The organism is Pseudomonas fragi, assembly GCF_900105835.1.
Lineage (GTDB): Bacteria > Pseudomonadota > Gammaproteobacteria > Pseudomonadales > Pseudomonadaceae > Aquipseudomonas > Aquipseudomonas fragi.
Genome location: NZ_LT629783.1, coordinates 439,406 through 463,061, shown reverse-complemented (window position 1 = coordinate 463,061; position 23,656 = coordinate 439,406). Strand labels below are relative to the sequence as shown.

The window sequence follows — 23,656 nt, the reverse complement described above, 5'->3', positions numbered from 1 at the left end:
TGGTCGACCTGTACGCAGGGGTATGACTTTATAGATATAAGAAATTAAGTTTAAATACTTTTATTGCATAAGCATATGAGCGCTTGCCCGGCTTTTTTCAGCCGCGCCGTTAAAGAGCCAGCGCAACCTGCCGATGGCCTGTATGACAACGAGTCTAAAGGACGCATCGACATGGTTGGCAGCATCAATCCCCTGGCATCGAGCCTGAACATTCAGAGCACGCCCGCCGCTACGGCCAGCAAGGCGACGGACAGCACCGCCGTAAGTGATGCCGGCGCGACGGCCACCGAACAGGTCAAGCCGCGGGCAGCGCGAGACGCCAATGCAGCTCCGCCGGCTGACACGGATGACGACAGCTCGGACACGGTCAAGCAAATTAAAAAGCAGATCGCGCAGTTGCAAAAGCAACTTCAGCAGCAGATGCAGGCGCTGCAGAGCATTCAGGCCAGTGACCAGAACGAGGCCAGCAAGGCCGCGGCAGTGGCTGGCGCGCAGGCCCAAGTGACGGCGACGGCAGCGGCCTTGCAGGCGGCGACGGCCGCCTTGCTGCAAGCACTGACGGCCCAGGGCAGCGGCAGCTCGGGGTCGATGGTCAGCACGTCGGCATGAAGGGTGACAGGTAATCCCGGTAGAGATCCGGTATTACAATCGAGTGGCTACAACGCCAAACTCTTGTGGTTCCGGGCTTGCTCGCGATGGTATCGCTGCGGTGTACCTGCCAGACCGTGTTGCCTGCGTCGCAGGCAAGCCAGCTCCCACAGGTTATGCATGGCCAGCAGAATTCACGGCTTGCAGGATCATTGTGGGAGCGGGCTTGCTCGCGATGGCATCGCCGCGCAATACCTGACAGACCGCGTCGCTTGCATCGCAGGCAAGCCAGCTCCCACAGATTATGCATGACCAGCAGAATTCACGGCTTGCAGGATCATTGTGGGAGCGGGCTTGCCCGCGATGGCATCGCCGCGCAATACCTGACAGACCGCATCGCCTGCGTCGCAGGCAAGCCAGCTCCCACAGGTCATGCATGGCCAGCAGAATTCACGGCTTGCAGGATCATTGTGGGAGCGGGCTTGCTCGCGATGGCATCGCCGCGCAATACCTGACAGACCGCGTCGCTTGCATCGCAGGCAAGCCAGCTCCCACAGGTTATGCATGGCCAGCAGAATTCACGGCTTGCAGGATCATTGTGGGAGCGGGCTTGCTCGCGATGGCATCGCTGCGGTGTACCTGCCAGACCGTGTTGTCTGCGTCGCAGGCAAGTCAGCTCCCACCAGCGATGGGGTGCGCTCACCCTTTGGGGCCTCATGGTGGGCGTCAGCGGCTAGCGTTTTTGCGCAACCTTACAAACGAACAACCCAACACAAAATTTACCCTTTCACCCTTCCTGCACATTTTGCTGTTATCCTCGGCCCCTCTTTGGGGAGTAGCTGGCCGTCATGCAAGTGGCGGCGCTCTGGTCAACATTCTCGGCAACCTGCCGTGGCCACAGCATCCATCTGGATTTGCGAGACCAACGTCATACCTGTGCTGAAGTCGGGCGCGCAGTGCTATGTCGTTGTCTCAAGCCCGGCTGGATGACTCAATTGAACCCAATTGCCCTGATTCTCCTGGCATTCGCCATGTCCACCGACGCTTTTGCCGCCGCCATCGGCAAAGGCTCAAGCCTGCACAAACCCCGTTTCAGCGAAGCCCTGCGTACCGGCCTGATCTTCGGTGTGATCGAAGCCATCACCCCCGTGATCGGCTGGGCCATCGGCCAGGCAGCCAGCAGTTACGTTACCCAATGGGACCACTGGATCGCCTTCACTCTGCTGTTGGGCCTGGGCCTGTACATGATCTACAACGGGGTAAAACCCGATGAAGACGAACCCGAGGACAAACCCTCGCAACACTCGTTCTGGATTCTCGTAGTCACCGCCATCGCGACCAGCATCGATGCACTGGCAGTCGGCGTAGGCCTGGCCTTTGTCGACGTCAATATCTTCGTCGCCGCAGCCGCCATCGGCCTGGCAACCATGACCATGGTGATTATCGGCACCATGCTGGGTCGCGCGCTGGGCAGCCTGGTCGGCAAGCGCGCAGAAATTGTCGGAGGGGTGGTGCTGATGATCGTGGGTGCCACGATCCTGTATGAACATCTGAGCGTTGCATGACACTGCCGGGGGGGGCCGGCCTTGCGCCAGCCCCCCCCGTTTTATTCAAGTCGTCGAGCCGCTGCGGTTGAGCCGCTGCATGGTCCAGGCAAACCACGCCAGGGCCAGCCCCGCCAGCGTCCCCCCCACCAGACCGATCCATGCAAAGCCCAGGTGGCTGCCCACCGTGCTGCCCAGCAGCGCTCCACCGCCGATGCCGATATTGTAAATACCGGAAAACATCGCCATTGCGACATCGGTCGCATCAGGGGCCAGTGTCAGCACCCGGGATTGCATCGCCAGCCCGAATGCCATGATCGCAACCCCCCAGACAATGCTCAGCGCCCCCAGGGTGCCAATCCAGCTACTGGCCGGCAACAACAGCAACAGGCACAGCGCAAGCAGGCCTACCGCCGTCAGCAGGAAAGCCAGCGGGCCGTACTTGTGAAACCAGCTGAAGCATAACGAACCGATAATCCCTGCACCGCCGAACAACAGCAAGACCAAGGTCACCGTGCTGCCGCTCATGCCCGCCACGTTTTGCACAAAGGGTTCTATATAGCTGTAAGCAGTGAATTGCGCAGTAATGACCAGCGCAGTCAGCACATACACCGCCACCAGCGCCGGGCGTTTGAACAGCACCGGCAGGCTTCTGAGCGAGCCCGAATTCTGGCTCGGCAACAACGGCAAGGTGCGCACCAGCCATAGCACCAGCAGCACCGCCAAACCGGCAATCACCAGGAAGGTGGTACGCCAGCCCATCGCCTCCCCGAGCAAACGCCCCAGGGGCACCCCCATCACCATCGCCAGCGAAGTACCGGTGGCCAGCAGGCCAAGCGCCTGCACCTGCTTGCCCTCCGGCGCCAGCCGCACTGCCAGCGAGGCGGTAATCGACCAGAACAGGGCGTGGGACAACGCTACCCCAATACGGCTAACCAACAGGACGCCAAAGCTGTTCGCCAGGCTCGATAACACATGGCTGACGATAAACAGCCCGAACAACACCAGCAGCAACTTGCGCCGTTCGACGTTGCGCGTCACCAGCATGATCGGCAGGGAAGCCAGCGATACCACCCATGCATAAATGGTGAGCATCAACCCGACATTGGCCGTGGTCATGTCAAAGCTGGCACCGATGGCGCTGAGCAGCCCCACAGGCACGAACTCGGTGGTATTGAACACAAACGCGGCCAGTGCCAGCGCGATAACCGGCTGCCAGTTGGTCTGGGAGGTAGAAGTGGGGTTGGTCATTTAAGGGGGGCGCTACTCGCTATCGGTAATCTGACAGGTTCATGACCGGGGGTTTCGAGCCAGAACCACATGGGTCTGTAGTTTATAGCCTTCTCGCGAGGCCGGTGGTGAACATCAGGCAATTTTCTGTACGGGTTTGTTTAGAACAGGCCCATCTCAGGATTCAAAGGTTTGCATCCTGAGTCTGCCGGGTTGTCTGTTATTAAGGTTCGACGCAAAACCATAATCGAAACTCAAGGAAGACCCCATGTCATCCCCCCAACCCGCTCAGGCCAAGGTTGTTTTCGGCCTGTTCTGCCTTGCCAGCTACCTGTTGTCACTGGCCTACGGCATTACGTTTTTATTGGCCATGCTGCTCAGCGCTCACGGCGGCACTGAATCGGATGCGGGTACGATCATCTCGGCGGCCATGCTCAGTACCTTTTTTGCGGTGGTTTTTGCCGGGCACCTGACTGACCGCTTTGGTGCGCCCCGCACCATCGCCGCCGGTGCGTTGCTGCTGGCTGCGGCCTGCGTGGGGTTCGCCTGCGTGCCAGACTATGGCGCGGCGGTGCTGGCCTTCGGTTTGCTGCTGGGGTTGGGCTGGGGGGTGTTTTACACCCTGGGGCCAATTGTCGTGGCCCTGCTGGTTGAGCCCGCGCAACGGGTCAAGTACTTCGCCTTGCTGTCGGGCAGCATGATGACCGGGATCGGCACAGGCCCTCTGCTCGGTCGTGTAGCACAGGGGTTGGGTTATCCGCTGGCGGCGGCATTTGCGGTGGCGGCCGGCGCCAGCCTGCTGGGTGGCCTGTTGTTCTTGCTGCTTGGCCCGAAGATCAAGGGTCAGGGGCCGGTCACGGTGTGCAAGATCACGCCCCGGGCCGCCGCGCTGGTGCTGCGCTCCAAAGCGGTCTTTGCCATTGTGATGGTCGGGCTGGGTGGCGCGATTTTCGGGGGACTGTCAAGCTTTCAGACCTCGTATGCCGCACTTAACCAGCTGGATTATGCATTATTTTTCCTGGGCTTTATGACTGCAGCGATCTCCTGCCGCTTGCTGGTCGCAGGGTTTATCGTCAAGCGCGATCCATATCTGATGTCGTGCCTGCTGACGGCCCTGATCGTGGTGTCGGTGCTGATGCTGATATTTTTTGTCAGCAGCGCTCTCACCTATCTGCTGGCTGCGGTGGTGCTTGGGGTCGGCTATGGCCTGACCTATTCGGTGATCAACGGGCTGGCCGCCAACGAAGCGCCCACTGGCTACACACCACAGGCACTGGTGCTGTTCAGCATGGGGTATTTTGTCGGGGTATTCGGTTTTCCGTGGCTGGCCGGGCGAGTGATTGTCAGCTACGGGATGACAGCATCGCTGTGGATCATTCTGCTGATCGCCCTGGGCAACTGGGCGATTACCCTGGGGCGGCTGGTGTGGCGGCGCAGTCGGGATTTGGCCGGAGCGTGTGCGGTGTCGTCAGGTTCGGGCGCGGTTTAACGGCAATACCGTCACGCCTTCAACACGAGCCTGCCGCTGCCGCAGAGGCCTGGGCTCACTCAATATCCCCCAACGGAATGATCTGCGCACTGCCATGTCGCACTCCGCGTTCGGCCATCACCTGGCGCGTGAGTTGCGTGACCTCCGCCACCGATCCCTTGAGCACCGAGACTTCCATGCACTTGCCCTCGTCCAGATGCACATGCAACGTCGACAGGGTCAGGTCATGGTGCTCATGAAACGCCGTGTTCAGGCGCTTGGACAGCTCCCGGGTGCCATGCTCATACACATAACTCAGGGTCGCAACACAAGCACTGGCGGGGTTGCCCTGCTCCGGCTCCAGCAGCCCGGCGCGCAATAAATCACGTATTGCCTCCGAACGCCCCTGGTAGCCGTGGCTGCCTACCCGCTCATCAATCGCTGCCAACAAGGCATCGTCCAGCGAAATAGTGACCCGTTGCATCTGATTGGCCTCGCAGTTATGAACTTTTGACATAGACTTCATACCCGACATCTGATGAGGCTAACCGCCATCAATTGAGGGAGACGCAGTGTGAAGCAGTCACGGACTAAAAAACAGCTGGCCTTGTGGATGATTGGCGCCTGCCTGAGTACAGGTATTTCCACGGCCCGGGCCGCCGAGCCGGCCCCCACGCTTACCTACTCCTGGCCGACCAACGCCGGCCCGCTCGACCCTCGTGGCTACTCGCCCAACCAGATGTATGCCCAGGCGATGGTCTATGAACCCCTGGTGCGCTACACCGCCCAAGGCACCCTGGAGCCCTGGCTCGCCACGCAATGGCAAGTGTCGCCCGACGGCAAGACCTACACCTTTACCCTGCGCGAAGGTGTGACCTTCAGTGATGGCAGCCCCTTCAACGCCAGCGCCGCCAAGGCCAACCTTGACGCGGTGCTCGCCAACAGCAAGCGCCATCAGTGGATGGAACTGGTTTCTACCCTGGAACGCGTCGAGGCACCGGACGAACACACCCTGGTGCTCACCCTCAAACACCCTTATTACCCGACCCTGATGGAACTGGCGCAGGTGCGTCCGCTGCGCTTTGCCGCTCCCGACGCCAAGCCCGGTGTGCCGGTGGGTACCGGGCCCTGGGTACTGACCCAAACCCGCCGTGGCGAGTTCGACCGTTTTGAGCGCAACGCGCACTACTGGGGCGCCAAACCGGGCTACGGTTCAGTACTGGTGAAAGTCATCTCCGACCCGGACAGCCGCGCCATCGCCTTGCAAACCGGCGAGATTGACCTGATCCAGGGTGCCGACGGCGAAATCTCCCCCGGCACCTTTGTGCGCCTGCGCGATTCGGGTTTCAAGACTGCCATTTCCGCACCCCTGGCCACCCGTACCGTGGCGATGAACACCGCTCTGGCACCGACCAATGAACTGGCCGTGCGCCAGGCGATCAATCAGGCCGTGGACAAGGACACCATCATCGCCAAGGTGCTGCACGGCCAGGAGCCGCGCGCCGATGCGCTGTTCGCCAGCAACATGCCGTATGCCGACCTGGGCCTCAAGGCCCTGCCCTACGACCCTGAACAGGCGAAAAAAACCCTCGAAGCGGCGGGCTGGCAAATGCCTGCAGGCAAACGCGTTCGCGAAAAGGACGGCCAGCTGTTGAGCACCGAACTGGTGTTCCTGGGCCCCAGCGCCCTGCAAAAAAACCTCGCCGAAATCATTCAGGGCGAACTGGCCAAGGTCGGTATCGAGGTCAAGTTACGCGCCGAAGAGGACGGCGCTCTGGTGCAACGCCAGCGCGAGGGCAAGTTCGGCATGATCTTCGCCGACACCTGGGGCGCGCCGTATGACCCGCACTCGTTTGTCAGCTCCATGCGCTACGCCGGGCATGCCGATTACATGGCCCAGCGCGGACTGCCGATGAAGGACGCCATCGACCGGAAAATCGCCGAGGTACTGGGCGAAACCGATGAGGCCAAACGGGCCGACGATTACCGCGAAATTCTCACTACCCTGCACGATCAGGCGGTGTACCTGCCGATTTCCCACCTCACGGCCATCAGCGTCAACGGCAAGACCGTCGACAACGTGCAGTTCGGCAGCACGCTGTTTGACGTGCCGTTTGAAGTCATGCACCCAACCACCGGGAAGCCCTAAACCATGCTGCGCTATATCATCCTGCGGCTTGTGCTGCTGATCCCGGTTTTGTTGGGGGTGTCATTGATCGTCTTTGTGCTGCTGCACCTGGGCAACGGCGACCCGGCCCTGGACTACCTGCGTCTGTCGCAGATCCCGCCCACCGACGCCGCGCTGGCCGAGGCGCGCCATGCCCTGGGCCTGGACCGGCCACTGCCCGAGCAATACCTCACCTGGCTGTGGAATGCCCTGCATCTGGACTTCGGCATCTCCTATATCACCGGGCGCCCGGTGCTCGATGACATCCTCTATTACCTGCCCGCGACCCTGCAACTGGGCGGACTGGCGTTACTCACCACGCTGGTGATGAGCATTCCCCTGGGCCTGGCGGCGGCCCGCTGGAAAGGTCGCTGGCCCGATCAGGTGGTGCGTTTCATCACCTTTATCGGCGTATCGATGCCTAATTTCTGGCTGGCTTTTTTACTGATAGCGCTGTTCTCGCTGTGGCTGGGCTGGCTGCCGCCGATGGGTCGTGGCGGCCCGCAGCATCTGCTGATGCCGGTGCTGGCGATTGCCCTGATGTCGATGTCGATCAACGCCCGGCTGCTGCGCGCCAGCCTGCTGGATGTACGTGAGCATCGACACGTGTTCTACGCCCGGGCCCGCGGCCTGAACGAAAAGCGCGTATGGCGAGACCATATCCTGCGCAATGCCTGGATGCCGCTGGTGACCGCCACCGGCATGCACATCGGCGAGCTGCTCGGTGGCGCGCTGGTGATCGAAACCATTTTCGCCTGGCCCGGCGTTGGGCGTTTTGCGGTCAGTGCGGTGCTCAACCGCGACTTCCCGGTCATGCAATGCTTCACCCTGCTGCTGACCACCCTGCTGGTGCTGTGCAATCTGGTGGTGGACATCTGCTACGCCTGGCTCGATCCGCGCACACGTTTCTCGGGGGTGATGGCATGAGCACCGTGGCTGCTGTTTACACAGGCAAAAAAAACGGCGCGCGCATCGGTTATGCGCTGGTCGCCCTGCTGCTGTTGATGGCGCTGTTCGGCCCCTGGCTGGCGCCTTACGACGCCACTCTGGTGAACCTTGACGAACGCCTGCTGCCCGCCAGTGCCAGCCACTGGCTGGGCACCGACCACCTGGGTCGCGACGTACTCTCGCGGCTGATTGTCGGCACGCAACTGTCCCTGGGCAGTGTGGTGCTGGTGCTGGGCCTGGTGTTGGTACTGGGCGTGGTGATTGGCGGTATCGCCGGGATTGTCGGGGGCAAGGTCGACATGTTCCTGATGCGCCTGTGCGACATGTTCCTGACCTTCCCCACCCTGGTGCTGGCGTTCTTTCTGATCGCCTTGCTGGGCACCGGCCTGACCAACGTGATCATCGCCATCGCCCTGTCCCACTGGGCCTGGTATGCACGCATGGTGCGCGGCATGGTCCTGGCCCAGCGCAACCGTGACTATGTGCTGGCATCGCGACTGGCCGGTGCCTCGCGCCTGACCCGGCTGCGCCAGCATGTGATGCCCAACGTCGTGGGGCAACTGCTGGTATTGGCGTCGATGGACATTGGCCACATGATGCTGCATGTCTCGGGCTTGTCCTTTCTGGGCCTGGGCGTCAGCCCGCCGACTCCCGAGTGGGGGGTGATGATCAACGATGCCAAGGAATTTATCTGGACCCAGCCGCAACTGCTGCTGTGGCCGGGCCTGATGATTTTTATCTCGGTGATGGCCTTCAACCTGCTGGGCGACGCCTTGCGCGACCGCCTTGACCCCAGCGTACTGGCGGAGATCAAGGAATGAAGCAGACATTGGTGATTCGCGGCCTGACCCTCAAGCACCGGCAACGCACCCTGGTCGACCGCGTTGAATTGACCCTCAAGGCCGGTCAGGTGCATGCGCTGGTCGGGGCCAGCGGTTCAGGCAAGTCGCTGACCAGCCTGGGCATCCTCGACCTGTTGCCCCCCGGCGTACACAGCAGTGGCGCCAGCCTGTTGCTCGACGGCCAGCCGGTGGCGGCTGCGCAATTGCGCGGGCGCCAGGTGGCGCTGGTGCTGCAAAACCCGCGCAGCGCCTTCAACCCGGTGCGCTCCCTGCGCCAGCACGCCCTCGAAACCCTCCAGGCCCGTGGCCTGCACGGGGTCGAGGCCGAGCAACTGATCCAGGCCACGTTGCATGAAGTGGGCCTGCACGATGACCGCCGGGTACTGGACTCATTTGCCTTTCAATTGAGCGGCGGCATGTTGCAACGCATGATGATCGCCCTGGCCCTGCTCGCCGACAGCCGCTTCTTGCTGGCCGACGAACCCACCAGCGATCTGGATGTGGTCGCCCAGGCGCGCTTTCTCGACCTGCTGCAGCGGCTGGTGGAGCAACGCAACCTTGGCGTGCTGTTGATCACCCATGACATGGGCGTGGTGGCACGCTGCGCCGATCAGGTCAGCGTCATGGCCCACGGACGCATCGTCGAACAGGCCGATGTGCACCAACTGTTCAATGCCCCGCAAAGCCAGGAAGCGCGCACGCTGCTGGCGGCGCACCACTCATTGACAATGGAGAGCTGCGCGCCATGAGTTTTATTCAAGTACGAGACCTTGAGCACGGCTACAGCGCCGGTGGACTGTTCAGCAAACGGCATCGGGTGCAGGTGCTGAGCGGCTTGAACCTGGACCTGCACGAAGGTCAAAGCCTTGGCCTGCTGGGAGGCAGCGGCAGCGGCAAAAGCACCCTGGCGCGCCTGCTGATGGGCCTGGAAAGCGCCGACCGGGGCAGCATTGTGTTCAAGGGTCAGCCGCCGTTTTTACAGCGTGTGCAGATGGTCTTTCAAGATGCGCTCAGCGCCTTCAATCCCCAGCGCAGCATTGGCTGGAGCATTGCCGAGCCTTTGCGCCATCTTTCAGACATGGACGCCGCGGCGTGCAGGGCGCGGGTTGAGCAGTTGCTCCAGCAAGTCCAGCTTGAGGCCCGTGACATCGACAAGCTTCCGGCACAACTGAGCGGCGGGCAACTGCAGCGCGCCGGCATTGCCCGGGCCATGGCGATCGGCCCGCAATTGATCATCCTCGATGAAGCCCTGTCCAACCTGGACCGGGTGCTACAAGTGCAGATTCTGGATTTACTGACGCAGGTACGGCGCGAGTCCGGCACCGGCTTTTTGCTGATCACCCATGACCTGAGCCTGGTGCAGCGTTTTTGCCAGCGGGTGGTGGTATTGGCAGAGGGCAAGCTGGTGGAGGACATGCCGGTCACGGCGCAGATGCGCTTTACCCACCCTGCTGCGCGGACCTTGCAGGAGGCAGTGTTGCCGGCGATGCCGAGGGCCCGGAGCGTTCGTGAGCCGCAGTTGCAGACCTGAAGCCGCTGATACCCGCCAACCGTAGCAGCTGCCGAAGGAACGAGGCTGCGTCCGATTGCGAAGCAATCGTAAAACCTGAACGCACGGTTTTCCTGCTAAATCGCGCATTCAGAATTTGCGACGACTTCGTCGTCGGACGCAGCCTCGTTCCTTCGGCAGCTGCTACGAGGGCTTGCTTCACGTTCCGCTTTTAACCTTGCTCCACACCCGCGTGCGCACCCGCTCAAGTTTCAGCGCCAGTGGCTCCAGCGGGAACAACGTTGCCATCACCTCTTTGCCTGGGTAGATATCCGGGTTGTCGCGCAACGACTGGTCCATCAGGGGCCTGGCGTCCTGGTTCGCATTGGGATATTTGAGGTAGGTCGAAGTCTGGGCTATCACCTGCGGGCGCAGCATGTAGTCGATAAAGGCCAGCCCCTGTTGCGGGTTGGGCGCGTCGTTGAGCAATACCATGCTCTCAACCCACATCGGCGCCCCTTCACGCGGGATACTGTAGCGGATGTTGCGCCCATTGCCGGCCACCTGCGAGGCGGTTTTGGCGTCTTGCACCCCGCCCGCCCAACCCACCACCACGCAAATGTTGCCATTGGCCAGGTCGGTAATGAACTTCGACGAGTCAAAATAGCGGATGTAAGGACGTAACGTCAGCAGCAACGCTTCGGCCTTGGCATAGTCCTGGGGTTGGTTACTGTTGTACGGCAAGCCCAGGTAGTGCAAGGCGATGGGAATGATTTCACCGGGGGCATCGAGCATGGCCACGCCGCACTGGCTCAATTTGCTCAGGTTCTCGGGCTTGAAGATCAGGTCCCATGAATCCACCGGCGCATCCGGCCCAAGAATCGCCCTGACCTTGTCGACGTCATAACCCACCCCTGTAGTGCCCCACAAATACGGCACGGCATAGCGATTGCCGGGGTCATTGCTCTGCATCTTGGCGAGGATGGCGGGGTCCAGGTGTACGCGGTTGGGCAACTGCCCCGGATCGAGCTCCTTGAGCACCCCGGCCTTGATCAGGTTGGGTAGCAGGTCACCGGTGGCCACAACAACGTCATACCCGCTGCGACCGGCCATCAGCTTGCTTTGCATCACATCGCTGTTGTCGAACACGTCGTACATCGAGCCTATGCCGGTTTCGGCCTGGAAGTTTTTCATCGTGTCCGGTGCGATAAAGTCGTACCAGTTGTAGATATTCACCTGAGGCCCGGCGGCGTGAACCAGGCTGCAACCCAATAGCGCAGCCAGGGCAAGGCCCATAGTGTTTTTAGTCTTCATTGGCTGGCTCCGATCAACAGTTCGCGACGCCCGTCCGGGTGCTCTGTCTGTTCGCCCGACAGCATCAATCGACGATCCTTGAGGTAATCGTAGTCACGCCGGGCAGCCTTGAGCTGACCCAGGTCCAGCTCTACAACATGGCGAACCTCATCGCGCCCTGCCTCAAACAGCACACGCCCGAACGGGTCGACCGCCATGCTGCCACCGGCAAACACCAGGCCGTCATCCCCCGCCCCGACACGATTGACCATCACCGCAAACAGCTGGTTTTCCTGGGCGCGGGCCATGATCGCAGTGCGATGCACCGGGCCGTAGGGGTCCATATTGCCGTTGGTGACGATGACTACTTCTGCCCCCAGTTGCGCCAGTGCGCGGCTGGTTTCCGGCAACTCGATGTCGTAGCAGATCAGCAGGCCAACCCGCACACCCCGCCAGAGCACGGTGGTAAAACGGTCGCCGGGGCTAAAGTCACTGCGCTCGCTTGGCCACAGATGGGTCTTGCGGTACTGCAGCGCAATACCCTCGGGAGTCACCAGTACCGCGCTGTTGTAGAACCTGCCTTGATGAACTTCGGCAAATCCCAGCACCACCGCCACGCCACGCTCGCGCACGGCCTGCAACACGGTTTGCAGGGTCGTGCCGTGCAAGGGCTCGGCCACCTGCGCCAGTTGCGCGCCGCCGACAAAACCGCTCAGATAGGTCTCCGGGAACACCAGCAAATCGGTATCGCCAGCGCAGGTGGCGATGGCATTCAGTGTGCGCGACAGGTTATAAGCGGTGTCGCCGTCACGGCCTGCCAGTTGCACCAATTCAATTTTCATCTCGGTTCCTTGCACGGTGGGATGAGCCGAGTATGGTGCGCGGTACCGCGCCAACAAATGACTTCGATGGGGTAACACCCGGTGGGTAGTGAGATGAATCTGACCTTGCAGGATGTGGCCTGGCACGACGCGATGGGCCGCGTGATCGAAACCCTCGACCGGCCCAATTTCTGGACTGCGCTGGTACGTTTGTTGGGCCGCTATATACCCGTGGACAACTGGGTGGTGCTCATCTACAGCGCCGGCAAGCCGCAGGTTCTGGCCGAGTCCCCCGGTGCAGACGGTGGCATGGATTCGTTGTTTCAGGACTATCTCAAAGGCCTGTACCTGCTCGACCCGTTCTACATTGCCAACCGCGAAGCACCACAGAGCGGGTTAGTCCGCCTGCAGGACGTGGCCCCGGAATGCTTTGCACAGACCGATTACTACCAGCGCTATTTCCGCCTGAATATCGTCACCGATGAAGTGCATATCAATGTGCAACTCGACAACCAACGCACCTTGAGCCTGTCCCTGGGCAGCCAGTGCCGCTTCAGCCTGGAACACGGCGCGTTGCTGGGGCTGGTACGGCCCTGGGTCGCAGCACTGATGCGTCAGCGCCTGATGTTTGAACGCGACCCCGGGGAGGCGCCGGAGCAGCCTGGCAACTGGCAAAGCCGCCTTGAAGCGGCTGCCGAGCAGCTGACCACGCCGCTGACCGGACGGGAAATGGAAGTCGCCCTGCTGCTGCTAAGTGGTTGTTCGAACAAGGAAATCGCCCGCAAACTGGTGATTTCCGCCGAGACCGTCAAGGTCCATCGCAAGCACATGTACGGCAAGTTGGGAATCAAGTCACAGTCCGAACTGTTCTCGTTGTTTTTACAGGCGCAGGAGTAAAAACAACCTACCGTTGCACGTCCTCGCAGTGTAAGTTTGGAAATGTTTTGTTTCATTTATTGCATATTTCTCTCCAACAACCTGTACAGGAATGCCCTGCAAAATGGACTTTTCACTTAAGCACCTGGCCGCTGCAACCCTGATGATGGCCAGCCTTGCCGGGTTCAGCACTGCTGCCCACGCCACCATCACCCCGCAACAGAGCGCAGTGATCCTCAAGACTTTCAGCGACAGCAAAATCACTGACTTCCGGCAGTTTCTGGGGGCTTTGGGCAAGAGCGAGCTGGCGCAACAAGATAACCTCGGCCCGACCATCAACGCCTTCATCGACAACAAGGCATTGAGCGCAGAGCAGCAGAACGAAATCTATCGCCTGCTGGGCCTGTATACCCGTCTCAAATACGGCAAGGCGGCCACCGAAACCCTGCGTGAGCTGGTAGCTATCCCGACGGTAAACCTGGATGACGTGCCCCAGTACGAGAACCCGCAGTTCCTCAAGATCGCCGACAAGATCAAGGACCTCGCCAAGGCCTTCAACCTGAACTTTCGCAATATCGACAACCGCGTCTATGAAGTCTCCCTCGAAGGCAGTGGCGATGAAGTGGTCGGTATTCACGCCCACGCCGACGTCGTGCCGGTAACCCCGGAAAACTGGGTACTCAAGGACGGCACCAAGCTCGACCCGTTCAAGGTCACGCTGATCGGCGACCGCATGTACGGGCGCGGTACCGAAGATGACAAGAACGGCATCGTGGTGGCGATGTACGCCATGAAAGTCATCAAGGAAGAACAACTGCCACTGGCCAGGAACTTCAAGTTGCTGATCGACACCACCGAAGAAACCAGCGGTGATGCCATCCCTTATTACTTCGAACACAACCCGGTGCCCAATTACAACCTGGCGCTGGATGGCGGTTACCCGGTGGTGATCGCCGAGAAAGGCTACGGCACCGTCATGGCTACTTTTGCCCGACGCAAAGGCGAAGGCCAGGGCGCAGAAATCATCGCGCTGACCGGCGGCATGGCCACCAACCAGATCCCGTCGACCTCGGTTGCCACCCTGGTCACCGACCAGCCTGCTGAACTGGCGGCCAGCCTGAACAAGGCCGGGGCTGAATATGCCAAGCGCAATGGCGGCGATTTCGAGATCAATGCCAAGGTGGTGGGCAAGGATGTAGTGCTGACCGTGACCGGGGTTTCGGCTCATTCCTCGGAGCCCGAGTCGGGGGTCAACCCGGTGGCGCGGATGCTTGATTTTATCAGCAGCGTTGACGGCCAGATTGCCCTCAAGCACAACCACATTACCGACGCTGCGCACTATGCGGCCGACAACTGGGGCCTGGACTACAAGGGTGGCAAGCTGGGGGTCGGTTTTGCCGATGACTTTATGGGGCCGCTGACCACTTCGCTGACGTTTGTGGGGCTGGACGACAAGGCGCTCAAATTGGCGGTCAACCTGCGCGTGCCCAAGGGCAAGTCGCCTGAAGCACTGAAAGCACAGATTGCCGAAAAGCTCGCGGCCTGGAGCAAGAGCAAGCAGGTGCCGGTGACCTTCGACTACACCATCGCCGAGCCGATGTACCGCAACCCCGAGGGTGAGTGGGTCAAGGCGCTGCTGGCAGTGGCCAGTGAAAACCTGGGCATGGAACACAAGTTCGGCACTTCGGCGGGGGCAACCTCGGTGCATGAACTGCCCAATGGTGTGCAATTTGGCCTGGCCATGCCGGATGTTAAATACACCGGGCATACCGACAACGAGTTCAAGACGGTCGAGCAGTTTATGCTGGACCTGCAGATCGTCACCGAGATGATGGCTCGGGTGGGGCAGTTGCCGAAACTGTAAGGGCAAATACCCGTAGCAGCTGCCGCAGGAACGAGGCTGCGTTCGGCGGCGCAACCGTCGTAAAATCAGACAATGCGGTGTGCCAATTAGAACGGGTACACCGGGTTTACGACGGCTGCGCCGCCGAACGCAGCCTTCGTTCCTCGGCAGCTGCTACGCAAGGTTGAGTCAGCCCTCAGGGGGCTTTCCAGCCCACCTGCTGCAACGCCGCCAGCAAACGCTCAGGCTTGAGCGCCAGCACAGTGTTGCCGCAGCCCGTCAGGTCATCGGCGCCGAGCATGGCATTGAGAATGGCTTCTTCCACCGCATCCGCCGCCGCCACAAACAGCGGCGAGATGTAGTCGTTGTTGACCATCTGCAAGGCCGTGGTCGGCTCACCAGGATGGCCGAAGTTGGCTGCCGGCAAGTTGCTGTTGCCCACAGCAAAGGCAATAAAAATATCGCCGCTGGAGTCTTCAGTACCGCCCCCCACTCGCGCCAGCCCGACACTGGCACGCTGCGCCAGACGGGTACACTGGTGCGGCAACAACGGCGCATCGGTAGCAATGGTAATCACGATCGACCCCATGCCCGGCACGCCCACATTTTTCTCGCTCTTGAACGGCGACGGCACATCACCCAGCACCGTACCGACCGGATATCCCCCCACCCGCAAAGCTTCGCGCACACCATAGTTGGCCTGCACCAGCGCACCGACGGTCCAGCCACCCTGCTCCGGGCTCAGCACCCGCGAGGAAGTGCCGATACCGCCCTTGAACTCGTGACAGATCATCCCCGTGCCACCGCCCACATTACCCTCCTGCACCGGGCCTGAGCTGGCATCCTGCAGCGCCAGTTGCACATGCTCGGCCGTGACGTGCTGGCCCCAGATATCGTTCAGGGTACCGTCGTAGGTTTCCAGCACCACGGGCATGCACCAGTAGGTGTGCTGCTTGCCCATCTCGCGCTCGGCCGCCACCAGCGCATCGCGCACCACGCCGACGCTGTGGGTATTGGTATAGGCAATCGGCGAGGTCAGCAAACCCGCTTCGCGAATCCACTCCAGCCCCGTGGCATCGCCGTTGCCATTGAGCACATGCACGCCGGCAAAGCACGGTTGCAGGTGTGTGGCTCCCGCACGCGGTTCAATCACGGTGACACCGGAATGGATGGAAACGTCGCCGGTTTCAACGTTGAGCGTGTGATGACCTAGGCGCACACCCGGCACGTCGGTAATGGCGTTGAACACGCCGGGGGTGCCCGAACCGATGGTGATGCCAAGCTCACGGATACGCATGGTGCTGTTCTCGTCGTTCGATTAAGTGCCGCCAGTGTAGAAACCCGGCAGGCACTTGACGATAACCTCCATGCACTACCCCCGAGGGGTTACTTGTCCGACTTGATGCTGGTCCACACCCGCGTGCGCACACGCTCCATTTTTTGCGGCAGCGGTTGCACTACATACAAGGACTTGAGTGCCTCGCTGGTCGGGGTCAGGTTGGGGTTGGCGGTGATCTCCTGGTTGATCAGCGCCAGCGAGTCCTTGTTGGCATTGGGGTAGCCGAGAAAGTCGCTGATCCCGGCAATGACCTTGGGCTCCAGCAGGTGGTTGAGGAACTCGTGGGCCTCTTCGACATTTTTCGCGCTTTTGGGGATGGCGAAGGTGTCAAACCAGATCGGCGCGCCCTCCTTGGGCAAGCGCCAGTCCACCACCACGCCGTTACCCGACTCTTTGGCACGGTTGCCAAACTGGTAGAAGCTGCCCGAATAACCAATGGCCACGCAGATGTCGCCATTGGCGATATCGGTCATGTACTTGGCGGAGTTGAAGTAAGTCACATAGGGGCGGATCTTGAGCATCAGCGCCTTGGCTTTTTCGTAATCGCCCGGGTTCTGGCTGTTGGGGTCCAGGCCCAGATAGTGCAACGCCAACGGCAGGATTTCCGAAGGCGAATCGAGCATCGCCACGCCGCAGGATTTCAGCTTGGCCATGTTCTCGGGCTTGAACACCAGGTCCCAGCTGTCCACCGGGGCATTTTCCCCCAGCGCCGCCTTGACCTTGGCCGGGTTGAAACCGATCAGCACGGTGCCGTACATGTAGGGCACGGCGTACTGGTTACCGGGGTCGTTGGTGTCCAGCAGCTTGAGCAGGGCCGGGTCCTGGTGCTGCCAGTTGGGCAGCTTGCTCTTGTCCAGCTTCTGGAACACCCCGGCCTTGATCTGGGTATCGAGGAACTGGTTGGACGGCACCACCAGGTCATAGCCGGAGTTACCGGTCAACAGTTTGGCTTCCAGGGCTTCGTTGGTGTCGAAAGAGTCCCAGGTGACCTTGATGCCGGTCTGTTTGGCGAAGTCCTTGGGCACGGACGGCAGGATGTAATCGGCCCAGTTATAGACCCGCAACTCGCGTTGCTCGGCATGTGCGGCGCTGGCCAGCAGGGTCAGCCCGCAAACAGTGGCGCCCATCAAGCGTTTTATTGTGTGCATGGATCGGTTCCCCGGGTCGGCGTAGGTGAGTTTGATTCTTGCCGACACCGGGGGACGATCACAGAGGGAGGCAGGCCAAAAGGGGATTTTGATGGCCATTGTGCGTGTCCGGTTCTATGTCCGGACGATACCCTGGATCAGTTGTGGGAGGATCAGGGGTTGTTCACACAGCAGACTGCAGCCGCTGCGCCAGCGCCTTGGCTTGTAACGCAACATCCGTGACTGCGGTACTTTCCCACCACATGCCACGCAACGGTGGCCCCATCGCAAACAGCCGCTGCGCGGGCTGCAACCGGGCATTCAGCACCGCGCCGTCAGCATCGGCAGCAATGCCCAGCCCCAGGTTGCCGGGCACTACCAGCCCGCGCTGCAGCAACTGCCGGGGCAAGGCCTTGTCCACGCGGCGCCAGTCGTATTCGATACCCGTTGAGTTGATCAGGCCGTCGCCCTGCACCCACACCGCTTCGGTCTGCCCACGATAACGCAGGCGAATGCGCAGCTGCGAGCTGTCCACGCCTTGCAGCGACGCCGCATGGATCGTCAGCCGCCCTTCCTCGATCAGCCGTTGCAACAAGGCATCACCCTGGGGCGGTGAGCGATGGTGATGGCTTTCCCACCAGGGCCGCACATGGCGCACAAACTGGCGACGCTGGGCGTCACTGGCCTGGCTCCAGAGTCTGGCGATATGCACCCGCACCGTGTCCAGCGGCGCCTGCCAGTCGATGCCCCGGGCTTGCGCCAGGGCACATTGGCGACGCAGTTCACGCAATAACTGCAAAGGGCTGCGCACGCCCGGCGCCAGGCTCAGGAAATCTTCCCAGACCGGCGGCTGACGGCGCACATGGGGCAACAGGCCGTGACGGGAAAACACCTCGATCGGCCCCCGATGCCCGGCCTGGTTCAGCGACTCAAGGGCATCGACCATGGTCAGCCCCGAGCCGATGATCAGCACCCGGGCATCCACTGGCAATGCACGCATGGCTTCGACATTCCACGGGTCCAGCGCGGCCGCATTCAAGCCGCTGGATTGACGCTGCGCCGTGCGCGCCGCCGGGAACATACCGGTGGCCAATACCGCTGCGCCTGCCAGCAACACTTCGCCGCTCTTGAGCGTGACCCGCACGCCGTGTTCGAGGGTGTGTAAATCGACGGTTTCATCACGCACATGGCTCAGGCTTGAGCCGTTCGCTTCACCGATGACCTGTGCTTCGGCCAGGCGCTGGCGGGCATACCGACCAAACAACCCCCGCGGCGGGAACAGTTCGGCCACCGGCACCTGCTGGCTGACGGACTCGGGCCAGCCACCCGCAGCGATATGCGCTTGCAGCCAGTGGGTCAGGTCGTCGGCATCATCGGGGTCGACGCTCATGCGCGCGGCATTGCCGTTAAGGGTATGCCCCAGCTCGGTGGCGCTGTAGGCCTCGCCCCGGCCCAGTTCGGGGCGGGGTTCCACCACCGTGATGCGCCGGGCACCCGGCAAGCGCAGCAGTTGCATGGCCAGCAAGGCGCCGCTCAGGCCACCGCCCACAATCAGGACATCAGTGTCGCGGATGGCAGGGGTTACCTGTGCCGTGTGCGGTTCATTCATGGAGGGCTCTCTCGTACTTGGGTGCAGGATCGACCGCTGATCCTGCATCCAGCCTCTCACTGTGTCCAGCCCCGCAGCGATTGACTTATTGCAGCGCCCGCGGCCGATGGCTGCGCTGTTCGGCAGCAGGCGCGACGGCCTGTTGCAACTGAAAGTCAAACGTCAACTCGGCATAACGCCCCGCAACATCACGGGCACCGTCGTCGCGAAACTGCACGTCGCCCACCAGGCCTTCGCGGGTGGCATAGGCAAAGTCGTCCCACAGGTATTTGTCCCCGGACAGGTTGATCTGGGTGGTCAGGTGACGGTAACCGGGGGCCGAGATAAAGAAATGCACATGGGCCGGACGCTGGCCGTGACGGCCCAGTTGATCGAGGCATTCCTGGGTCGGCCCCTGCGGATCGCAGCCATAGCCCGAGGGCACGATGCTGCGGGCGCGGTAGCGGCCTTCGGCGTCGGTGATAATGCGCCGGCGCAGGTTGTATTCGGACTGGCTGCGATCAAAGAACGAATAGGTGCCCTTGGTGTTGGCGTGCCACAGATCGACCGTGGCCCCGGCCAGCGGCTGGCCTTGAGTGTCGAACACCTGGCCTTCGAGAAACATCACGGTGGCACCCTCTTCGCGGCCATCGTCCATCCGCGCCTGGCCTTCAAACACCGGGGCCCCGGCTACATACAGCGGGCCTTCGATGGTGCGCGGGGTGCCGCCAGTCTGGCCGGCCTGCTCGTCCTTGGCGTCTTGCAACAGGTCGATAAAATGTTCGATGCCCAACCCGGCCACCAACAGCCCGGCTTCCGAGCGAGCGCCCAGACGGTTGAGATAATCCACCGACTTCCAGAACTCATCCTCGCTGATGTCGAGGTCTTCGATGATTTTGGCACTGTCCTGCAAGACCCGCAGGATGATGCTTTTCAGGCGCGGGTTGCCGTTGTCGCTGGCAAAGCCGGCGGCTTCTTTGAAGAAGCTCTGGACGGCAGCGGTATGGGAAATTTTCACGGTCATGGGGCTCACCTCATCTTGTTCTTGTGCAAGGGATAGAAAGCGTTAACGGTCGTCGCTGTGGATCGAAGACGGATGACGGCACAGCCCTTCGATCTGGATATCCATGTAGGGGAAAAGCGGCAATTGCAGCAGGGTGTCGTGCAGGGCCTCGACACTGGCCACGTCAAATACGCTGTAGTTGGCGTAATGCCCGGCAATGCGCCATAGGTGGCGCCACTTGCCTTCCTGTTGCAGGCGTTGGGCCAGTTCCTTTTCGTCGGCCTTGAGCTGCGCGGCCTTGGCCGGGTCCATGTCGAGGGGCAGGTTGACGGTCATTTTTACGTGGAAAAGCATGGGGCTCTCCTTGAAGAAATAGGGGAAGGGTCTGTGGGAGCGGGCTTGCTCGCGATAGCATCAGCGCAGTTGGCCTGATGCACCGAGTTGTCTGCATCGCGAGCAAGCCCGCTCCCACAGGGGTTTTTCAGCGTGTCAGCGGCTAAAACGGGCCAGACGCTCTTCGTCCAGGCTCAGGCCCAGACCCGGCGTGCGCGGAATATGCAGCTCAAAATCCCGGTATTGCGGCGCCTCGGTCACGATGTCTTCGGTCAGCAGCAGCGGCCCGAACAGCTCGGTACCCCAGGTAAGTTGCTTGAGGGTGAGGAAGGCATGGGCCGACGCCAGGGTGCCCACCGAGCCTTCAAGCATGGTGCCGCCGTACAGGGCGATACCCGCCGCCTCGGCAATCTGCGCCGTGCGCAACACCGCACGGGGGCCGCCGTTTTTGGCGATCTTGAGGGCAAACACGCTGGCTGCACCGTCCGCCGCCAGGCTGAAGGCGTCCTCCACGCTTTCGATGGACTCGTCAGCCATGATCGGCGCCGGACTTCGCAGGTTCAGGCGCACCTGCCCGGAGCGGTTGACCCGGGAAATCGGCTGTTCGATCAGGTCAATACCGTTGTCACCCAGCACCTGGCAACCGCGGATGGCCTGGGACTCGTCCCAGTACTGGTTGACGTCCACCCGCACACTGGCGCGATCGCCCAGGGCCTTCTTGATCGCCAGCACATGCTTGAGGTCCTGTTCCAGCGGGTTGGCACCGATCTTCAACTTGAAGATGCGATGGCGACGCCTGTCGAGCATCTGCTCGGCTTCGGCAATGTCGCGGCTGGTGTCGCCGCTGGCCAAGGTCCAGGCCACTTCCAGGCTGTCGCGCACGCGCCCGCCCAGCAACTCGCTGACCGGCAGGCCCAGGCGCTTGCCCTGGGCGTCGAGCAGCGCGGTTTCGATACCGGATTTGGCAAAGGTATTGCCCTTGGCAATCTTGTCCAGGCTTTGCATGGCGGCGTTGATATTGGCCGCCGGCTGGCCCACCAGCATCGGCGCCAGATGCGCATCGATATTGGCCTTGATGCTTTCCGGGCTTTCGTAGCCGTAGGCCAGGCCGCCAATGGTGGTGGCTTCGCCGATGCCTTCGATACCGTCGCTGCAACGCAGGCGCACAATCACCAGGGTCTGCTTGCGCATGGTGTGCATCGCCAGGGTGTGCGGGCGGATGGTCGGCAGGTCGACGATCTGGGTGGTCAGGCTTTCAATCAGGATTGGGTTCATGGCAATTGTCCATTCTGTCAGGGAGGTCAACCGAGGTCGCCGCCGCCCACCGGCAGGGTTACGCCGGTGATATAGGAAGCTTCGTCGCTGGCCAGGAACAGGATTGCGCCGACCTGCTCATCGAGGCTGGCGTAGCGTTTCATCAGACTGCTGTCGAGGGTCTGGTCGACGATTTGCTGGTACCAGATGTTCTCGTCAGGGCTTTGCGCGGCATCGTTGCGCGCAATCCGCCGCGGCGGTGCTTCAGTGCCGCCAGGTGCGGTGGCATTGACGCGAATTCCGCGCTGGGCATTCTCGAATGCCAGGCAGGCCGTGAGTGCATTCACGCCCCCCTTGGCCGCGCCGTAAGGTACGCGGTTGACGCTGCGGGTAGCGATTGAAGAAACATTCACAATCGCCCCGCGGCCCTGTTCAAGCATGTAGGGCAATGCGGCATGGCAGCACCACAAGGTGGGAAACAGCGAGCGGCGCACTTCGGCCTCGATTTCTTCGGCCTGGTAATGCTCGTAAGGCTTGGCCCAAATAGTCCCGCCCACATTGTTGACCAGCACGTCGAGACGGCCGAAGGTGTCCACCGCTGCGGCCATCACCCGCACACAGTCGGCGTACTGCTCAAGGTCGGCAGTCAGGGCCAGCACGCCCTCTCCTTGCAGTTCAAAGACCAGCTCGGAACGGTCGACCGCAATCACCTGCGCGCCTTCGTCCAGCAGGCGCTCGCACACGCGACGGCCAATGCCCTGGGCCGCGCCGGTGACCAGCGCGACCTTGTTGGCAAATCTGTTGTTCATCACAACCTCCGATTAAAGAATCAAGCCGCAGCGGCAAACTTCTCGTAGTAGAAATTGGCCGGGGTAATGCCCTGCTCGCGGATATAGAGGTTGACCGCTTCCACCATTGGCGGCGGGCCGCACAGGTACACATCGACATCACCGTGGTTGAGATGGCCCGGCTCGATATGCTGGGTGACATAGCCCTTGAGCGGATGCTGGCTCTGCGGGTTGGCCACGCAGGCACTGAAACTGAAGTTGGCAATGCGCTCGCTCAAGGCTTGCAGGCGATCGAGTTCAACCAGATCGAAATCATTGCTCACGCCGTAAATCAGATGCACCGGATGGGCACTGCCCTGCTCGGCGATTTTTTCCAGCATGGCGGTAAAGGGCGCCAGCCCGGTGCCGCCCGCGAGCAGCAGCAAGGGCCGCTGGATCTGGCGCAGGTAGAAGCTACCCAGCGGCCCGGCCAGGGTCATGCTGTCGCCCGCCTTGGCGATACCGGTCAAAAAGCTGCTCATCAGCCCGCCCGGCACGTTGCGGATCAGAAAGCTGACCTCGCCATCCTTTTGCAGGGTGCTGAAGGAATAGGCCCGCGTCTGCTCGCTGCCGGGCACGTTGAGGTTGACGTACTGCCCCGGCAAGAAGGCCAGGCTGCTCAGGGACTCGCCCTTGAGCGACAGGGCAATGGTGCTTTCGGACAACTGGCGCACATCACTGATGGCGGCCTCAAAACTGGCCTGGCGGGTCTTGCACACGGATGAAGAGGCAGGCACCCGCACCACGCAATCGCTGGCGGCACGCATCTGGCAGGTCAGCACATAGCCCTGCTCGACCTCCTCTGCGCTGAGGGCGTCTTCGATATAGTCCTCGCCCAGCTCATAACGCCCGGCCTCGGCAAAGCACTTGCAGGTACCACAAGCGCCGTCACGACAGTCCAGCGGTATATTGATGCCCTGACGGTAAGCGGCGTCAGCCACTGTTTCCTGGCCATTGGTCTCGATAAAACGGGTCACCCCGTCTTCGAAGTTGAGGGCAATTTGAAAACTCATAATGTACCTCGCAGGCAATGCCGCGCCCCGGGCGCCCACAGGCACCGTGCAGCACGCATCACA

At 61.5% G+C, this 23,656-nt stretch carries 22 protein-coding genes and 1 riboswitch; of the genes, 10 read left to right on the top strand and 12 right to left on the bottom strand.

What is annotated here, in order from left to right; all coding sequences use genetic code 11:
• The first annotated feature begins 75 nt into the window (after positions 1–75).
• Complete coding sequence (locus BLU25_RS02065; protein WP_016780704.1) at positions 76–609, top strand: hypothetical protein; 534 nt, start codon at positions 76–78, stop codon at positions 607–609.
• 794 nt (positions 610–1,403) lie between these two features.
• A riboswitch (yybP-ykoY riboswitch) is annotated at positions 1,404–1,577 on the top strand.
• Between the two features lie 6 nt (positions 1,578–1,583).
• Positions 1,584–2,153, top strand: coding sequence for a manganese efflux pump MntP (mntP, locus tag BLU25_RS02055; RefSeq protein ID WP_083369494.1), 570 nt, complete (start codon positions 1,584–1,586; stop codon positions 2,151–2,153).
• 45 nt (positions 2,154–2,198) lie between these two features.
• Here mntP and BLU25_RS02050 read toward each other — a convergent pair whose 3' ends face one another.
• Positions 2,199–3,383 (bottom strand): sugar transporter, encoded by a 1,185-nt coding sequence (locus tag BLU25_RS02050; protein WP_016780702.1) that lies wholly within the window; start codon positions 3,381–3,383, stop codon positions 2,199–2,201.
• A 247-nt stretch (positions 3,384–3,630) separates the two neighbouring features.
• Between BLU25_RS02050 and BLU25_RS02045 the strand changes: the two genes are divergently transcribed.
• Positions 3,631–4,851 carry an MFS transporter gene (locus BLU25_RS02045; protein ID WP_016780701.1) on the top strand — a complete coding sequence of 407 codons (1,221 nt, stop codon included), beginning with the start codon at positions 3,631–3,633 and terminating at the stop codon, positions 4,849–4,851.
• A 55-nt stretch (positions 4,852–4,906) separates the two neighbouring features.
• On the opposite strand, the gene nikR is transcribed toward BLU25_RS02045, so the two are convergent.
• Positions 4,907–5,314: a nickel-responsive transcriptional regulator NikR gene (gene nikR / locus BLU25_RS02040; protein ID WP_029611385.1), complete on the bottom strand. Its 408-nt coding sequence runs from the start codon at positions 5,312–5,314 to the stop codon at positions 4,907–4,909.
• Positions 5,315–5,404: 90 nt separating this feature from the next.
• Here nikR and nikA point away from each other — a divergent pair, with 90 nt between their 5' ends.
• Genes nikA through BLU25_RS02015 form a run of 5 tightly spaced genes read left to right on the top strand, consistent with a single transcriptional unit; the run spans position 5,405 to position 10,318 of the window.
• Positions 5,405–6,979 carry a nickel ABC transporter substrate-binding protein gene (gene nikA / locus BLU25_RS02035; RefSeq protein ID WP_016780699.1) on the top strand — a complete coding sequence of 525 codons (1,575 nt, stop codon included), beginning with the start codon at positions 5,405–5,407 and terminating at the stop codon, positions 6,977–6,979.
• Positions 6,980–6,982: 3 nt separating this feature from the next.
• On the top strand, positions 6,983–7,924 hold the full coding sequence (nikB, locus tag BLU25_RS02030; protein ID WP_016780698.1) for a nickel ABC transporter permease subunit NikB: 942 nt from the start codon (positions 6,983–6,985) through the stop codon (positions 7,922–7,924).
• Positions 7,921–8,766 (top strand): nickel ABC transporter permease subunit NikC, encoded by an 846-nt coding sequence (nikC, locus tag BLU25_RS02025; protein WP_016780697.1) that lies wholly within the window; start codon positions 7,921–7,923, stop codon positions 8,764–8,766. Before nikB ends, nikC begins: the two co-directional genes overlap by 4 nt.
• Positions 8,763–9,536, top strand: a complete 774-nt coding sequence (locus BLU25_RS02020) for an ATP-binding cassette domain-containing protein (RefSeq protein WP_016780696.1) — start codon at positions 8,763–8,765, stop codon at positions 9,534–9,536. The genes nikC and BLU25_RS02020 overlap by 4 nt, the downstream gene beginning before the upstream one ends.
• Positions 9,533–10,318, top strand: a complete 786-nt coding sequence (locus BLU25_RS02015) for an ATP-binding cassette domain-containing protein (protein ID WP_016780695.1) — start codon at positions 9,533–9,535, stop codon at positions 10,316–10,318. Before BLU25_RS02020 ends, BLU25_RS02015 begins: the two co-directional genes overlap by 4 nt.
• A 177-nt stretch (positions 10,319–10,495) precedes the next feature.
• Here BLU25_RS02015 and BLU25_RS02010 read toward each other — a convergent pair whose 3' ends face one another.
• Positions 10,496–11,590: a polyamine ABC transporter substrate-binding protein gene (locus BLU25_RS02010; RefSeq protein WP_029611384.1), complete on the bottom strand. Its 1,095-nt coding sequence runs from the start codon at positions 11,588–11,590 to the stop codon at positions 10,496–10,498.
• Positions 11,587–12,411 carry a carbon-nitrogen hydrolase family protein gene (locus BLU25_RS02005; protein WP_016780693.1) on the bottom strand — a complete coding sequence of 275 codons (825 nt, stop codon included), beginning with the start codon at positions 12,409–12,411 and terminating at the stop codon, positions 11,587–11,589. Before BLU25_RS02005 ends, BLU25_RS02010 begins: the two co-directional genes overlap by 4 nt.
• Before the next feature lie 93 nt (positions 12,412–12,504).
• Here BLU25_RS02005 and BLU25_RS02000 point away from each other — a divergent pair, with 93 nt between their 5' ends.
• Positions 12,505–13,287, top strand: coding sequence for a helix-turn-helix transcriptional regulator (locus tag BLU25_RS02000; RefSeq protein ID WP_016780692.1), 783 nt, complete (start codon positions 12,505–12,507; stop codon positions 13,285–13,287).
• Between the two features lie 103 nt (positions 13,288–13,390).
• A complete protein-coding gene (locus tag BLU25_RS01995; protein WP_016780691.1) occupies positions 13,391–15,130 on the top strand; it encodes a dipeptidase in 1,740 nt (579 codons plus the stop codon).
• A gap of 175 nt (positions 15,131–15,305) precedes the next feature.
• Here the strand turns inward: BLU25_RS01995 and BLU25_RS01990 are convergent, their stop codons facing one another.
• The 8 genes from BLU25_RS01990 to benC all read right to left on the bottom strand — a co-directional run bounded on the left by BLU25_RS01990 (position 15,306) and on the right by benC (position 23,593).
• A complete protein-coding gene (locus tag BLU25_RS01990) occupies positions 15,306–16,406 on the bottom strand; it encodes a DmpA family aminopeptidase (RefSeq protein WP_016780690.1) in 1,101 nt (366 codons plus the stop codon).
• Positions 16,407–16,495: 89 nt separating this feature from the next.
• Positions 16,496–17,596: a polyamine ABC transporter substrate-binding protein gene (locus BLU25_RS01985; protein WP_029611383.1), complete on the bottom strand. Its 1,101-nt coding sequence runs from the start codon at positions 17,594–17,596 to the stop codon at positions 16,496–16,498.
• Positions 17,597–17,759: 163 nt separating this feature from the next.
• Positions 17,760–19,184, bottom strand: a complete 1,425-nt coding sequence (locus tag BLU25_RS01980) for an FAD/NAD(P)-binding protein (protein ID WP_016780688.1) — start codon at positions 19,182–19,184, stop codon at positions 17,760–17,762.
• A gap of 85 nt (positions 19,185–19,269) precedes the next feature.
• A complete protein-coding gene (gene catA, locus BLU25_RS01975) occupies positions 19,270–20,187 on the bottom strand; it encodes a catechol 1,2-dioxygenase (protein ID WP_016780687.1) in 918 nt (305 codons plus the stop codon).
• A 42-nt stretch (positions 20,188–20,229) separates the two neighbouring features.
• Positions 20,230–20,520, bottom strand: coding sequence for a muconolactone Delta-isomerase (gene catC, locus BLU25_RS01970; protein WP_016780686.1), 291 nt, complete (start codon positions 20,518–20,520; stop codon positions 20,230–20,232).
• Between the two features lie 135 nt (positions 20,521–20,655).
• On the bottom strand, positions 20,656–21,774 hold the full coding sequence (locus BLU25_RS01965; protein ID WP_083369493.1) for a muconate cycloisomerase family protein: 1,119 nt from the start codon (positions 21,772–21,774) through the stop codon (positions 20,656–20,658).
• 26 nt (positions 21,775–21,800) lie between these two features.
• Positions 21,801–22,562, bottom strand: coding sequence for a 1,6-dihydroxycyclohexa-2,4-diene-1-carboxylate dehydrogenase (locus BLU25_RS01960; RefSeq protein WP_016780685.1), 762 nt, complete (start codon positions 22,560–22,562; stop codon positions 21,801–21,803).
• 20 nt (positions 22,563–22,582) lie between these two features.
• Positions 22,583–23,593: a benzoate 1,2-dioxygenase electron transfer component BenC gene (benC, locus tag BLU25_RS01955; protein ID WP_016780684.1), complete on the bottom strand. Its 1,011-nt coding sequence runs from the start codon at positions 23,591–23,593 to the stop codon at positions 22,583–22,585.
• Positions 23,594–23,656 lie beyond the last annotated feature (63 nt).

Bases quoted from the DNA above. Each gene is read 5' to 3' on its own strand.
- benC (WP_016780684.1), bottom strand. From the start codon at position 23,593: ATGAGTTTTCAAATTGCCCTCAACTTCGAAGACGGGGTGACCCGTTTT.
- BLU25_RS02005 (WP_016780693.1), bottom strand. From the start codon at position 12,411: ATGAAAATTGAATTGGTGCAACTGGCAGGCCGTGACGGCGACACCGCT.
- BLU25_RS01960 (WP_016780685.1), bottom strand. From the start codon at position 22,562: ATGAACAACAGATTTGCCAACAAGGTCGCGCTGGTCACCGGCGCGGCC.
- nikB (WP_016780698.1), top strand. From the start codon at position 6,983: ATGCTGCGCTATATCATCCTGCGGCTTGTGCTGCTGATCCCGGTTTTG.
- BLU25_RS01965 (WP_083369493.1), bottom strand. From the start codon at position 21,774: ATGAACCCAATCCTGATTGAAAGCCTGACCACCCAGATCGTCGACCTG.
- BLU25_RS01995 (WP_016780691.1), top strand. From the start codon at position 13,391: ATGGACTTTTCACTTAAGCACCTGGCCGCTGCAACCCTGATGATGGCC.
- BLU25_RS01980 (WP_016780688.1), bottom strand. From the start codon at position 19,184: ATGAATGAACCGCACACGGCACAGGTAACCCCTGCCATCCGCGACACT.
- BLU25_RS02010 (WP_029611384.1), bottom strand. From the start codon at position 11,590: ATGAAGACTAAAAACACTATGGGCCTTGCCCTGGCTGCGCTATTGGGT.
- catC (WP_016780686.1), bottom strand. From the start codon at position 20,520: ATGCTTTTCCACGTAAAAATGACCGTCAACCTGCCCCTCGACATGGAC.
- catA (WP_016780687.1), bottom strand. From the start codon at position 20,187: ATGACCGTGAAAATTTCCCATACCGCTGCCGTCCAGAGCTTCTTCAAA.
- BLU25_RS02045 (WP_016780701.1), top strand. From the start codon at position 3,631: ATGTCATCCCCCCAACCCGCTCAGGCCAAGGTTGTTTTCGGCCTGTTC.
- nikR (WP_029611385.1), bottom strand. From the start codon at position 5,314: ATGCAACGGGTCACTATTTCGCTGGACGATGCCTTGTTGGCAGCGATT.
- BLU25_RS02000 (WP_016780692.1), top strand. From the start codon at position 12,505: ATGAATCTGACCTTGCAGGATGTGGCCTGGCACGACGCGATGGGCCGC.
- BLU25_RS02015 (WP_016780695.1), top strand. From the start codon at position 9,533: ATGAGTTTTATTCAAGTACGAGACCTTGAGCACGGCTACAGCGCCGGT.
- BLU25_RS02020 (WP_016780696.1), top strand. From the start codon at position 8,763: ATGAAGCAGACATTGGTGATTCGCGGCCTGACCCTCAAGCACCGGCAA.
- nikC (WP_016780697.1), top strand. From the start codon at position 7,921: ATGAGCACCGTGGCTGCTGTTTACACAGGCAAAAAAAACGGCGCGCGC.
- BLU25_RS02050 (WP_016780702.1), bottom strand. From the start codon at position 3,383: ATGACCAACCCCACTTCTACCTCCCAGACCAACTGGCAGCCGGTTATC.
- BLU25_RS01990 (WP_016780690.1), bottom strand. From the start codon at position 16,406: ATGCGTATCCGTGAGCTTGGCATCACCATCGGTTCGGGCACCCCCGGC.
- BLU25_RS01985 (WP_029611383.1), bottom strand. From the start codon at position 17,596: ATGCACACAATAAAACGCTTGATGGGCGCCACTGTTTGCGGGCTGACC.
- BLU25_RS02065 (WP_016780704.1), top strand. From the start codon at position 76: ATGAGCGCTTGCCCGGCTTTTTTCAGCCGCGCCGTTAAAGAGCCAGCG.